Origin of the sequence: Mucilaginibacter sp. OK283 (assembly GCF_900110415.1) — a bacterium.
Classification (GTDB): Bacteria; Bacteroidota; Bacteroidia; order Sphingobacteriales; family Sphingobacteriaceae; genus Mucilaginibacter.
The window spans coordinates 604,610-618,915 of record NZ_FODR01000002.1; the positions used below are offsets into that span (position 1 = coordinate 604,610).

The window sequence follows — 14,306 nt, forward strand, 5'->3', positions numbered from 1 at the left end:
GGCTTTTATTGCTTTATAAGTAGCTGAAAATTAGTTTGCATTTACAATACATCTTACATACACCTGCCATTTACCGAACTTCAAAGACACATGAAATTAAAAAACGTCCTACTATCTGCCACCCTGCTCTTATCGTCTATTATACTATTAGCGGGCTGTTCGCAAAACGACAAAACCGGAAAAACCGATAGTAAGAAAGCCGCCGCTAAAACCGATGCGGCCAAAGCCGAGGCTGCGGATACCCTCAGCATAAAAAAATCAGATTATCCGCCGATTGATAAAAAATTGTACGATTCGCTGATGAAATTCAATGCTCATGGCGATACTACAGGCAGATGGCCGGTAAAAAACACACCATACCCTATAGGGGGTGCTATTTTGCCATTTAAACGTGTAGTAGCTTTTTATGGTAACTTATACAGCAAAAAGATGGGTATTTTGGGCGAATTACCTCCAAATGAAATGCTTGCCAAATTAAAAGGTGAAGTAAAACATTGGGAAAAAGCCGACCCAAAAACACCGGTACAACCGGCTTTACACTACATTGCAGTAGTAGCACAGGGCGATGGCGGTAAAGACGGTAAATTCCGCTACCGGATGCCGTTTAAACAAATTGACAGTGTGTTGGTATTGGCAAAAAAAGCCCATGCCATTGTGTTTTTGGATGTTCAGGTTGCATTGAGCAACATACAGGCCGAGTTACCTTTATTAGATAAGTACCTGGCAATGCCACAGGTGCATTTTGGTATGGACCCTGAGTTTTCGATGAAAGATGGTAGTAAGCCTGGCCGTAAAATCGGGACTTATGACGCGGCAGATATCAACTTCGTATCAGACCACCTGGCAAAAATTGTGAAGAAAAACGGCCTGCCTGCAAAAATTTTAATAGTTCACCGCTTTACCAAAAAGATGGTAACTAATTACAAAAATATCAAGTTACATCCCGAAGTGCAGTTAGTAATGGATATGGACGGCTGGGGCGAACCTGATTTGAAAACCGGTACCTACCGTTATTTTATTAACCAGGAGCCGGTACAGTTTACAGGCTTTAAATTGTTTTACAAAAATGATATCAAAAAAGCCCCTCACCACATGCTAACACCAGAGGAGGTTTTATCAAGATATAAGCCGTACCCTATTTATATTCAGTACCAATAGGTTGTAAGTGTGACGTTTTACGTCGTACGTGCCATAGTTAAATATGTAGCACGTTACACAGTAAGCAATACAAAACCCGTAAACCCATCAGTTTACGGGTTTTGTATTATATATATTTGCTGTTAATAACGTACGACGTACAACATAAAACGTACAACTTTTTACTTATTAAACTATTATGATAAAATGGGGCATTATTGGCTGCGGGAGGATAGCCCAACGGTTTATGCAGGGCTTTGCGGCCGTTGATGGTGTGGCGTTGGTGGCATCGTACTCAAGGCGTGCCGTTACGGTTGATGATTTTGTAAGCAAGTATGGGGGGATTGCCTGCTATAGCATTGACGATTTGCTGGCAAGTGATATTGATGCCGTTTATATTGCAACGCTGCCGGATAGCCATGCGGCATACAGCATCGCCGCCCTTAAAGCCGGGAAGCATGTGCTTTGCGAAAAACCGGCAACGGTAAACTTAGCCGAACTTGATGAGGTTTTGGAAGTGGTTAAGGCGACAGGCTTACTATTTATGGAGGGAATGAAACCTCCCTTTTACCCCTTGTATACCAAGCTAAAAGAATACCTGGCAACAGATCCCATCGGGCCGGTCGGTTACGTGCGTGCCGGGTCGGCTGTTGCCGATTGTCCGCCCGATCATCCAAATTACAGTCTCGAACTTGTTGGCGGTAGCTTAATGGGTATAGGTATTTACGAAGCTTTTTTGGCGATAGACTGGCTTGGCGATTTGCAGGATGTACAAACCATGGGGCGATTTGGGCAAACGGGTATTGATATGTTTGCCATATTCCAGACGATGCACAAGGGTGGGTATTCACAGTTATACGCGGGTTTCGATTTGCATGGTAAGGGCGATGCGCTGATAGCTGGTCCGCTTGGCCACGTAACCATTCACAAAAACTGGTGGAACCCGGCGAGGGCTACCATTGATTATTTGGATGGCCGTTCGGTTGAAATTAATGAACCTTTTACTGCGGGAGGTTTGAACTACGAACTGGAACACTTTTGTAATTTGATACGGAGCGGACTAACAGAAAGCCCGATCATCCCGTATCAAGTGTCGCGCCAGATGATTGATATGATAGATAAGGCAAGGGCGCAGGTGGGGTTGAAATATCCTTGTGAAAAATAGAGTCAAGAGTTAAGAATCAAGAATTAAGACTTTAAGCCGTGTCCCAACCGTCGCGGGGTTTTAACCCGTGACCAACTTGGTTTCAGCTTTCAGCTGAACCCCGAAGCCACAGGCTTCGGCCAGGTTTACCCACGAGTTACGCTACGCAACACGGGAGATAAGGTTAACATAACTTAACACATTTCAGATTTGTTTTTTATAAATAATTGATAATTAATGTTTTGTATTTTAACATGGTTAACACTAAACTGATCGCGTAATTTAGGCGCATCCAAATATTTGTGCCTGTTGTTGGTCAGCACCGGTACGTTTGATACCTCAATCGTTTAACAAGTATCAGGCAATAAAAACAATGTATCGCTTGATGCTTATATCTTCCCGACGCTATAAGCTTATTCCGTTAGCGTTAACTGTCGTGGGGGGTAACCGGTGACCAAGATTGTTTCAGCTTTCAGCTGAACCGCGAAGCCACAGGCTTCGGCCAGGTTTACCCACGAGTTACGCTGCGCTAACCTCGCGGGAGATTAAAATTTATTTGAATTCAGCACCGGGTTTTGGCTGGCATTTACCTGGTAGGTATAAATAGCGTTTTGCTCATCTATCTCCACTATCCGGTATCCCTTATAATCGGTACCCCAGTTGCCACCAATGTGCGAGTCGAAAAAATGAGGGAATTTGTTGCCGGTGTAACGCACTCCGTCCAGTAAATGGTCGTGCCCGTGAAAAGCGGCTTTTACGTTGGGATATTTATGAAGTAATTCGATAGTTTCGGGGCAATCCACAAACACATCGTTTTTATTCCAGTTTATCGGCGGGATATGTAGCACCACCAACACAATTTTTTTATCGGTAAACTTATCAAGGGCAGCTTTTATAAATACATTGTCGGGGCAAATGTAGGTCCCCTTGGTATCGGCAGTATTGGCCAGTACAAAACCAATATCGCCAAACTCAATGGTGTACTTATCCTCGTAACCAAAACTGTTTTTCCAAACCGAGGCATCGGCAAAATCATGGTTGCCCGGGATGGTATGATAGGGCACACTCAATTTATCAAAATATTGTGATTTAATTTCGGGCAGCAGATCGGGTCGGTTATGTACCAAATCGCCGTTTATAATCACCATATCCAAATGATTTTTATCGTGATCCTGGTTTAGCCATCTAACCATATTGCCCGTGTTGGTGGCAAAATCAGTGCCGGGCTGGCCGTAGTGAATGTCGGACACGAGAGCGAAGCGTAGTTTAAGTTTGCTATTACGCTTGCGCAGATAGCTGCCGTCTGTATTGGCGAATGAGTTAACGGCCGGTAATAAAGTTAAAGCCGCCATGCCGGTAAGGCTTGTGCCTATGAAGTTTCTGCGTGTGCTCATTTAATGAATGTTGAATTTGAAAATTTTTAGATAAATGATGTTCCCCTTTTAATTTATTTCACAATCACCCAACGGTTAAGCGTATTCAATTCGCCTTCAATAACAACCTTGTAGAAGTTAGATGGCATGTTTTTTACATCGATTAAAGCATGTTCGGTAGTAACCGGGACTTCAGCCAATAATTTATATTCATCGGCTTTGCCTTCTTTATAATTATTGGCGGCGGCTACCCATATTTTTACTTTGCCTTTGCCGTCCATGGCTTTCCAGCTTACATCAAGCAAACCCTGAACTAAATTGGCTTCGGGCTGGGCCACAGATACCGCGCCGATGAGTGAAATACCATCTGCCTCGCGCAATTGTGCTTCAGGGACTTTTACATTTAAAAAGCTATTGATGGATGGGGTAATATCCACAATACCGGGTGTATAATACTTAGCGTAATTATTTAAAGGCCTGTAGCTGGTTACCATCCATGTGCTGCGTTGGCGTGTGGTTTGACCGCCATGGCCTTTACCGGTTTGCTCATCGCGGCCATGGTCGGTAGTTACAAATATCACCCAGTCCTCTTTAAAGTTTTTTTGGCGATATTGCATAGCCTGCCAAATGCGGCCAACCTGGGCATCCATTTTTTCTATCGCGTCATAATATTGCGGGCTATCGCCATAACGGTGGCCCATATCATCGGTGTATTCCAGGTATACCCATGACAAATCGGGCGCTTTATCTTTAATACAGTTTGCTGCCGATGATGCTACCTGCTCATCTATCAGGTGCATGTAATTACCGGCTTTATCGTGCGGGAATTTAATGGTATCCAATTCGTAGCCATCGTAAGTATAATCCGGGTGGATGTTGCCGGCGTCGGGCAGGTTATCGCCAATGAGTTTGGTACGGTTATCTGTCCAGCTTGAAAATATGGCGGTTTTTTTATTGGGATAGGCGTTTTTAAACATCCGGAAAATGTTCCAGTAATTGTAGTTAGGCGCTTTAATGTCGTTGCCCCAAACGTTGTGCTTATTAACCCATGTAGCGGTAAGCAGGCTGTTATAGCCGTTGGCAGATATGGTAGGTGTTTGCGAGTAGCCCCCTTTTTCGCCACCAACATGCGCCCGCAAATAAGTACCGTGCGAGGCTATTAGTTTAAGATTGGGCGTATTTAGTTTTTCGATAACATCGGCCGGAATGCCATCAGCAATAATAAATACAGCTTTTTTAACACGCGTTTGGGCGTTTAAAGTAATGGTTGCCAGGCAAAGCAGGCTGAGGAATAATATTGGAGTACGCTTTTGCATTATAATATATTAATGTGCTAAGCTAAGATGAAGAAAAAACCGCTGAGTTAATAAATTGTTATGTTTTGGCTCAACATAAACGCCTGGCATGGTACAATTGCCTTTTTCTTTACCTTTACGTCATCAATGACCCCCGGCAATAGCACAACCCAAACAAAATGGCTTTACCTGTTTATAGGTACAGCAGTTGCTATGAATTTTACCGGGCTGTTTACCACTATCATGGGCCCCGACCCAAGCCTTTATGCAACCATCGCCAAAAATATGGTGCTAGGTGATGATTACGCTGACCTGTATGCCTGGGGTACCGACTGGCTGGATAAACCGCATTTTCCGTTTTGGATAATTGCTCTTTTTTTTAAATGTTTTGGTTTTAAAACATGGGCCTATAAGTTACCTGCCATATTGTTTATGATGATGGGAGCAGTTTATACATACTATTTGGCAAAAGCATTATACATTAAACAGATTGCGTTGTGGGCGGTGCTGATATTACTCACAGCACAGCATATCATCCTATCCAATACCGATGTACGGGCCGAAGCTTATTTAACGGGGCTCATTATAGCAGCTGTATATCATTTTTATAAAGCACAAAACAGCAATAGCATCTGGCACCTGGTGCTGGCCTGCGCATTCACAGCCTGTGCGGTGATGACAAAAGGAATGTTTGCCCTCATCACCATTGGTGGCGCTATTGTTGGGCACTTGCTTATTACCCGGCAATGGAAACAGCTGTTTCACTGGCGATGGTTGCTGGCTGTAGTGCTGGTACTTATTTTTATTTTGCCCGAAATTTGGTGCCTGTACCAGCAGTTTGATCTGCATCCCGAAAAGATTGTATTTGGCCGCACCGGTGTATCGGGTGTCAAGTTCTTTTTTTGGGATAGTCAGTTTGGCCGTTTTTTTAACACCGGCCCCATTAAAGGCAGCGGCGATCCATCGTTTTTTATTCATACAACCCTTTGGGCTTTTTTGCCCTGGTCGCTTTTGTTGTTTGTAGCTGTATTCCAGTTCATCAAAAAAGGAGCAAAAAATGTGCAGGCACACGAGTGGTATTGTATCTGCGGGGCTTTACTTACGTTTTTACTATTTTCGGCATCACAATTCCAACTGCCGCATTACCTGAATATTGTATTCCCTTTTTTTGCCATCATTACCGCCCAATATCTTTATGACCTCGCATCACCTAAAAACACTAAGGCTGTACAAGTCACCCAAACGGTGGTTATAACAATCATGCTGATTATTATAAGCGCTTTAGGCTACTTTTTTAGGCCATCGGCCTTTAACTGGCTAACCGGGGCTATTATTTTGATGTTTGTGCTGTTACTGTTGTTTTTGCCCGGCCGCATTTCCACAGGCATGCAGCAAACTATTTTTAAAACAGCACTGGCATCATTTATTGTAAACCTATTTTTAAACCTGTGCTTTTACCCTGCCTTACTGCTTTACCAGGGCGGCAGCGAGGCGGCTATCTACATCAACCATAATAACCCGGACAAACTGCCCGTATATGTAGCTGCCGGCCAGTTTCATGATGATTTCAACTTTTACCTGGACGCTTCTTTTAAAGAAACCACGCCTGATGACATGGCTAACCTGCCCGGCCAGGTAATGCTTTATGCCGATGCAGGCGTGTTGCAGGAGTATGTAAAAAAAGGGTTTTATGTAAAGCCGCTAAAAATCTTCAAAAGCTATGCAATTACCCACCTGGCTCCTGCATTTTTAAACAAGGGCACCCGCGATAAGGAATTATACGATATGGAGGTAGCCATTATTCAATCGCCAAAAAAATAAAACAGGTGTAACGTTTAGTGGATAGTTTATCGTAATGTAGATATAAACCTTTCTTTATGATCCGTAAAGCCATTACCATCCTAAGTTTATCACTCGTTGTAATTACTGCGTGTAAGAAAATTGACAGCAAACCCGACAACGGTAAAGATCTTGTATTGACCACTACAGAGCAGCAAAAAGTTGCTGCGGATAATGCTTTTACCCTTAAATTATTTAAGGCTGCTTTAAATATTAACGGCAATGATAACCTTTTTATATCTCCTTTAAGCGTGAGCATGGCCATAGGTATGACCAGTAACGGCGCAGCTGGTCAAACCCTGCATGATATCCGCAACACTATGGATTTTAACAATTTTACGGAAGACCAAGTAAATAGTTATTACCACAAAATGATAACCGAGCTGCCGCAACTCGACTCAAAAACCACATTGAAATTTGCCAACTCCATTTGGTATGCCAATAACTTTACCCCGGTGCCTGCATTTTTGCAAACAAATTCTGCTAATTACAACGCCAGGATAGAGTCTGTCGATTTTAAGAATGCAGGCACAAAAGATATTATCAATAATTGGGTAAGTAACGCCACCGACGGTAAGATAGCTAAGATTATAGACGATTCGACTGACGGTGCAATAATGTACCTCATTAATGCCATCTATTTTAAAAGCAGCTGGGCAAATAAATTTGATGCTGCTAAAACTCAGAAAGGTACTTTCTACCTGCCTTCAGGCGGTACAATGCAGGCCAATTTTATGAATCTAACATATACTCCGTTAAATATTAGTATTGCCAGTGATGCCCGGGTGCTGGAGTTGCCCTATAACAATAATAAGTTCAGTATGGTGATATTAACACCGGCGGGTAAATCGGTGCAGGAATATGCCGCCGGCCTCGATTCGGCCAAATGGCAAAGCCTGATGGCTGGTTTATCGAAAAGCTATGTTGATGTTAGCATGCCCAAATTTAAGTTTAGTTATGATACAGAATTAAAAGGTGTTTTATCAACGCTGGGTATGGCCAATGCATTTAGCGACCTTGCCGATTTTACCCGGATAAATGCCGCCGGTGGCCTCACCATTACCGAAGTAAAGCATAAAGCTTATATTGAAGTAGATGAAGAAGGCACAACTGCTGCTGCCGTAACTTCGGTAACCGTTGGTCCTACTGCTGTTTTGTCCTACAATTTTAAATTAGATCATCCCTTTATTTTTGCTATCCGCGAAATGAAAACCGGACTGGTATTGTTTGCGGGGGTGGTGAATGATCCAACAAAATAGTGTAGTGTTAGGTCATAAGCACCCAGTCATAAGTCCTAAGTCAAAAGAAGAAGGAATTCAACTTTTGACTCAGGACTTAGTACTATTAACTTAAAAGTATCTAAAACACAGTATAACTAATTACTTTGCCTTATTAATTTCGGCAATTGCATCATCAATTGCGCTTGCCGATGCTGTATCGTTTAACCCGGCCCTTTGTGTTTTTAACTTGGTTAATACAGCTATAATTTGAGGGCCAACGTACTTTTTAAATTCAACGCCCAGTTTTTTTATCTCGGTAATCCCCTGCAGTGCATGTTCCTGGCTTTTTATCCTGCCTATGTAAGCAGCAAATTTGTCGGTAAGCTTATACCGTGATTCCTGGAAACGACTCATATAAAACGTGAATATATAGTCCCATTTGTCGTCCCCGGCATTTGCTGTATAAACGGTGAACAGGGCGTTGGTTAAATCTCCTTCATTATCTTTTTCATACAGTGGTGCCAACGTCATAGCCTCGGTGGGGTTTATCTGGTTTATCGCCCACAAAGCGGCACCCTGTACGGTGTACGACTGGCTTTTTAAAGCTTGCTTTAATAGTTCAAGCTCGGTGGGTTTTCTATATTTCCCCAAAAGCACAATGGCTTGTGCCTGTGCCAACGGGTTGTCGTCTTTTTGGGCAATGTCAGCAATCAATGGGTACGCCGCAGTGCGGATGGTATCGTTGTCCATGTTTAAAGCCCGCAGGGCTTTAAGGCGTAAACCAAAGTATTTGTCTTTTAACGCACCGAGTAATATCTTTTGGCCTAACGGCGTTTTTTGCGACGATGTTGCCGCTTCAATAGCCTCGTAACGATCAAGATATAAAGGAGCCAGTTGGTATTGAAATGCATAGTCTTCTATAGTCTTATGATCGGTTTTTTTGGCAAGCAACAGCTTGTCGCCATCAACGTTTACCAGGTCGGGTTTTAACGGTAGGGTGAAAGTTAAGGTATCTGCCTTACTGCGCATCCAAACCTGGTGACGTTCTTTTTTGCCAGCTACGTAAATATCTACCGCAAACGGAAATGTGAAAATTTGCCCGCTTTGGGTTTGTTGCAGGTATATGCTTTGTTTTTTACTGGTTTCATCCCAACTATAGCTAATGTTTAGTTCGGGATGCCCGGCGCCGTAATACCATTGGTTAAAAAACCAGTTCAAATCAAGGCCGCTGGCCTCCTCCATAGCCAGTCGAAGTTGTTGGGCTTCTGCACTTTTAAATGCATTTGTTGTCAGGTAAATATTCAGTCCCTTGTAAAAAGCATCGTTCCCTAAGTGATGGCGCAACATATTCAGTATACGGCCGCCTTTTTGGTAGGTAACCCCATCAAATACATCCTGGCTATCGTGATAATAAAAACGCACCAGGTTTTTTGTGGCATTTTGCGGGCTGCCCAGGTAGCCCTGTAAACCCTCCTGGATATGTTCGTCGGCAGCATCCTGTCCGTAGCGATGTTCGGCCCAAAGTATTTCGCCCAGGTCGGCAAATGATTCATTGAGGGTGAGGTTGCTCCAGCTTTCGGTAGTTACATAATCGCCAAACCATTGGTGAAACAGTTCGTGGATGCTGCCAAAATCGTTATGAATCCGGTCAACCAGTTCGCGCCTGGTAGCCTGGGCACCTTCGCCGGTCACCATTGCCGTTGTGTTTTCCATAGCTCCGCTTACATAATCACGAACGGTAATTTGCGCGTATTTATTCCAGGGATAATCCACCCCGGTAATTTTCGAAAAAAAGCTCATGGCATCCGGTGTAAAACCAAATATATCTTTTGCGTAAGGCGCATACTTGGGCTCAACATAGTAGCTTACCTCTTTGCCGTGCCAACTGTCTTTGTAAATCGCGAAATCGCCCACGGCCATCATAAACAGGTAAGGCGCATTGGGCCATTCCATTTTCCAGGTATCGGTGCGGGTTTTGTCGGCGTTGATTTTTTGTGATGCAAGCCTGCCATTGGATAGGGTGACATATTTTGCGGGAACGGTCATGGCTATTTCGCTGGTTGTTTTTTGATTGGGTTTATCAATGGTAGGGAACCAGACCGATGAGCTTTCCGGCTCGCCTTCTGTCCATACTTGGGTTGGCTTATTTTTTTCTGTTCCATCGGGGTTAATAAAGTACAGGCCTTTCCCGTGTTTACGCGAGGTTTTTAACTCGTTTGGTTTAGCGGTGTAGTCTATGAATAGCGTGTAGCTTTCGTTGTTATGGTAAACCCTATCTAATTTAATGGCAACGGTAAGGCTGTCGTAACTAAATTTAAGAGGATAGTTTTTGCCATTTTTTGCAACCGAAATATTCTTCAAATCCATCCCCTTGACATCCAGCCTTAATGTATCGGTTGGGTAAAAGTGAGGTTTTAGCGTAAGCCACTCTTTACCGTATAGGTAGCGTTTTTTATAATCAAAACTTACAGCCAGTTTGGTATGTACCAGATCATTGATCTTAGCCGGCGTTTCCTGGTAAGTAGTTGCGATTGGGTTTGCAGACTTTTCCTGGGCAAATACCTGGTTAAAAGCGCCAACGTTAGCCAAACCGGCGCAAAACAGCAAGGTTACAAAAAGCTTTTTCATATTCATTCGATTTGATACGAACAAATATATGATATTGTATAGTACTATTTATAACATAGTACTATTTATTTATATAGATGCTCAATTAAAAAATCGAAGAAATGTTGTGGAATCGAATACTTAATATATTTTAGTGCTTTATTAAACAAGTGTCGCCAACCAGTTGCCTAAACCAATGAAAAGTTTTAGTATAAAATTTAAATCAATATTTCTTCCCTTCATCATTATTGCGGTGTGTACTGTATGTGGCTACACCTTTATAAACTGGTTACTTATTATCAAACTTCATCTTTTTGAAGTTGACGAAGATTGGCTAAATTTTTTTATGCCTGGCGCACTGTCAATTATCCCGGTATTTATTTTTTTGCGACCAAGGTTAAAACTACTTAAATTCAAAAAGAAGGGCGACCCGTTAGGAGCAATGATTATGCTTCTATGGGTAACGGTAGCAGTACCTACTCTTCTTGCGCAAGCTTATCTTGAGGTTGCATCCGGAACTTTAACCACACTTGATCGTATCAGCCAGATCAACCAGTTCCCTCAAAGCAGGTATTATAAAGTACGGCATTTTTATATCGATACCAGCCGGGCCGGCGTTAAAACCACATTTGAAGTAAGCGGAAAGTATAACGAGAACTTTGACATGGGGATTTATACTGCAAGCCCCGTTTTTGATGAAAAGCCTGCAGGTCCCGTCCGTCGGCCGATGAACTTGCCTGACAGTATTAAACGTGCGCTCATAGTGGTAAACGGACAAAAGCTGGCCGTGGATAACTTAGCCTACTTAGATCCAGCTAATATCAAAAGTATCGACATAATTAAAAGTAAAGCTGCTATAGCCCTGTTTGGTAAGGAAGCTGAACAGGGTGCTATGCTGATTAAAACTAAAAAGCCCGTTAATTTAAATACGATGGGTTTGCAAGCTTATCAAACGCCGCAAAAACCAATTGCCTGGATTACGCTCAGATTCAGCAAAACGATTAGCAATAAGTTGGAGCCAAATGAAAAGGAAGAACGGTTTAAGGTTTTTGCCCGGGAAAGCCAACAGGAGTTTAATGCCAAAAAATTAGATGATTTTGTTTACCTGGACAGGATAGGATTAAGCAAAGAAGAAAAAAACTATGCTGCGGCTGTAAAATCGAGGGATAGCATTACTGCCAATCCTATTATTCTTAAACCCGTTAACGAACCATTTGAAGCAAGGCTGGGCCAAAAGCTGCCATGGGTGTTTGGATCATTTGGAATCGGGACCTGCGTGTTCCTGATAGCTTTGTTGTTTATACCATTAAAGGAGTTTGTAAATGTAGATTTTAAAGAAGCCCCGGAAGAACCAGCCTCAGGCTGGGAGGATTTCAGGAATATATTTTTTCCTCGCAAAGGTTACTACTTCACCCCAATTATTATCGACCTTAATTTGCTGATCTACATTATTATGGTATGCTGTGGTCTTGGTTTTATTAGTTTTGACGGCAACGATTTGTTAAAATGGGGAGCAAACTTTAGACCCGCTGTTCAAAATGGCGAGTACTGGCGATTGCTGACGAGCGTGTTTTTACATGGTGGCCTGATGCATATTTTGTTTAATATGTACGGGTTAATGTTTGTAGGGATTTTCCTGGAGCCACTAATGGGGAGTACGAGATACTTAATTGCTTATCTGTTTACAGGGATTTTAGCCAGCCTGGCAAGTGTTTGGTGGCATCCGGCCACTATAGGGGTTGGCGCGTCAGGTGCAATATTTGGCATGTACGGCATATTTTTGGCCCTCCTTACCACAAACCTGTTCCCCCACGACTTTAAAAAATCATTCCTGGTAAGTACAGGTATTTTTGTTGGGTATAACCTATTGTTTGGTTTAACAGGCGGGATAGATAACGCCGCGCATATTGGAGGACTCATCAGCGGCCTGCTTATTGGTTATGCTTTATATCCCTCACTAAAAAAGCGTGCCCGCGAAATAGATGCCGAAGCAGAAACGCAAGAGTTACTTGAGGAGTTAACGGGCAAAACGGAAGAGTAATCAAAACTTACGAAGTTTTTAAAACTTCGTAAGTTATAGATATCAACGTTATTTAGCCGCAAACAACGTCCACGGATAGGCTTTCATATTCCGTAAATATTTGGCCTGGTAGTTATATTCGGGATGCTGCTTCAGAAACGGTGCTGCCAGGAAATCATCGCCGCTTGGATGGCCCATGTGTGCCCACAGCTGGAGTTTGCTAACCATATCGGCAGTGGCAACTTTGCCTTGTACGGCGCCCATGGGGTAGTAGGGGCCTTCGCTCCACTCGGGGCAGCCTTTAGGGTCTTTATCAATATGGCCATCAATAACGCAGCGGTTTAGCGCGGTTTTATTGTTAAGCGCATCAAAGGTATCGCCTTCAATTGTTTTACCGTTATCGGCATCAAGTTTGCCTTTGTAGTTAACACAAACCAGTTTTTCCATGCGCAGTTTGCGGGCGTTGGGCGAGTTGGTTTTATCATTTACATTAAATGTTGTTTCCTGTTTAATCAGGTTCGGGTCGGCAGGGAAGTTTGAGCCTATCATGGCGGTATCTTTTGATCGCCATACTTTCATGGTTTTAAGGCCCAGCTCCAGTTTAGCCACCTCGTTGGTTTTGGTATCGCCAATGAGCCAGTCGTTAGCGTAACCGCCGTTGTTATCGGTAGTCATTATTTTTATCACATCATCAATACTGTTGCTGTATTGGGCGGCTTTGCGTGCGCGTACAAACTCGGGGGTGCGGGTGGTATCAAAACCTTTAAAGCCGGTAATGGTAGTTTCGGTTATCACAATGCCGCTGCTGGTTTCTACAAAATCGTCGCCGCTATGGATAAAGCCCGGCGCGGTATCCATTAGTATATGATTGCCTTTTTCGGGTGCGATATCGGCAATTACATTCCAGCGTTCGCCCACAATATAATCCGTCCAGTTATTATGGCCTATCACTATTTTGCCATCTTTGGTATATTTTCCTGTAGCTATAAAGGCGCTGCAATTTCCCGGTGCTTTGTTATCGCCGCTGCCGGGTTTTACTTTATTCATCAAACCGGGCACATAATATTGGGCCAGTTCGATGTTGGCATTAAGTGCGGTAATATCCAGGGTATCGTATTTCAGGCCTTTGGCTTTCAAACCTTCGATTATGCCACGAATCTCGTCCTGGTATTCTTTACCAATCTTGTTCCACATAAACCGGGCCGATGCCTTGCGGTAAAAAGCCCAGTCTTTTTTACTGGTATAGGGCAGGTAATACTGCATCACCTTTATTAAGGTATCTATTTCTTTAGATAGCAGGTAACCATGCTGATAGCCAATATCGGCAGGCGAACCCGCCAGGTGCACGTAAATCCATCCGTTTTTGTCTTCGCGGGAGGCTTTGCCCATGCGGTCATGCGCTATAGTATTTTTTTCTGTGGGTTTTTGCTTGCAGGCAAATAATAGAGTGGTGATAAAGATGATAGAAAGCGTTTGAGCAAATTGTTTCATCGTGTTTAACTGCTTAATTGTTAGATGGATGAATATAGGGAAAGAAAATGGGGATAGCAACAGAACTTATTTTGCCAATGGGGAAATCGCTTTAAGTTAAGCAATTGACAGGATGCTCCAGAGGAGCAAAAGCTTTGTAGCATAAATGGATTAACGTTTTTGCGTGCCAGAGGTACGCCA

The 14,306-nt window shown here is 43.1% G+C and carries 9 protein-coding genes; 5 read left to right on the top strand and 4 right to left on the bottom strand.

Annotated elements, in window-relative coordinates:
• Nucleotides 1–90: 90 nt before the first annotated feature.
• Together BMX56_RS07350 and BMX56_RS07355 are read left to right on the top strand one after the other, a co-directional pair.
• On the top strand, nucleotides 91–1,158 hold the full coding sequence (locus BMX56_RS07350; protein ID WP_090643331.1) for a hypothetical protein: 1,068 nt from the start codon (nucleotides 91–93) through the stop codon (nucleotides 1,156–1,158).
• Nucleotides 1,159–1,336: 178 nt separating this feature from the next.
• On the top strand, nucleotides 1,337–2,302 hold the full coding sequence (locus tag BMX56_RS07355) for a Gfo/Idh/MocA family protein (RefSeq protein WP_090643335.1): 966 nt from the start codon (nucleotides 1,337–1,339) through the stop codon (nucleotides 2,300–2,302).
• Between the two features lie 524 nt (nucleotides 2,303–2,826).
• Here the strand turns inward: BMX56_RS07355 and BMX56_RS07360 are convergent.
• Together BMX56_RS07360 and BMX56_RS07365 are read right to left on the bottom strand one after the other, a co-directional pair.
• On the bottom strand, nucleotides 2,827–3,675 hold the full coding sequence (locus BMX56_RS07360; RefSeq protein ID WP_090643338.1) for a metallophosphoesterase family protein: 849 nt from the start codon (nucleotides 3,673–3,675) through the stop codon (nucleotides 2,827–2,829).
• 53 nt (nucleotides 3,676–3,728) lie between these two features.
• Nucleotides 3,729–4,970: an alkaline phosphatase family protein gene (locus BMX56_RS07365; RefSeq protein ID WP_090643345.1), complete on the bottom strand. Its 1,242-nt coding sequence runs from the start codon at nucleotides 4,968–4,970 to the stop codon at nucleotides 3,729–3,731.
• A gap of 60 nt (nucleotides 4,971–5,030) precedes the next feature.
• Here BMX56_RS07365 and BMX56_RS07370 point away from each other — a divergent pair, with 60 nt between their 5' ends.
• Nucleotides 5,031–6,770 (top strand): ArnT family glycosyltransferase, encoded by a 1,740-nt coding sequence (locus tag BMX56_RS07370; protein WP_255369795.1) that lies wholly within the window; start codon nucleotides 5,031–5,033, stop codon nucleotides 6,768–6,770.
• 56 nt (nucleotides 6,771–6,826) lie between these two features.
• Nucleotides 6,827–8,047, top strand: a complete 1,221-nt coding sequence (locus tag BMX56_RS07375; RefSeq protein ID WP_090643350.1) for a serpin family protein — start codon at nucleotides 6,827–6,829, stop codon at nucleotides 8,045–8,047.
• A 120-nt stretch (nucleotides 8,048–8,167) separates the two neighbouring features.
• Here the strand turns inward: BMX56_RS07375 and BMX56_RS07380 are convergent, their stop codons facing one another.
• Nucleotides 8,168–10,636 (bottom strand): M1 family metallopeptidase, encoded by a 2,469-nt coding sequence (locus tag BMX56_RS07380; protein WP_177183741.1) that lies wholly within the window; start codon nucleotides 10,634–10,636, stop codon nucleotides 8,168–8,170.
• A gap of 175 nt (nucleotides 10,637–10,811) precedes the next feature.
• On the opposite strand from BMX56_RS07380, the gene BMX56_RS07385 reads away from it, so the two are divergent.
• Nucleotides 10,812–12,656 carry a rhomboid family protein gene (locus BMX56_RS07385; RefSeq protein ID WP_090643358.1) on the top strand — a complete coding sequence of 615 codons (1,845 nt, stop codon included), beginning with the start codon at nucleotides 10,812–10,814 and terminating at the stop codon, nucleotides 12,654–12,656.
• Nucleotides 12,657–12,704: 48 nt separating this feature from the next.
• On the opposite strand, the gene BMX56_RS07390 is transcribed toward BMX56_RS07385, so the two are convergent.
• Nucleotides 12,705–14,126, bottom strand: a complete 1,422-nt coding sequence (locus tag BMX56_RS07390) for a C45 family autoproteolytic acyltransferase/hydolase (RefSeq protein WP_090643363.1) — start codon at nucleotides 14,124–14,126, stop codon at nucleotides 12,705–12,707.
• Nucleotides 14,127–14,306: the final 180 nt, after the last annotated feature.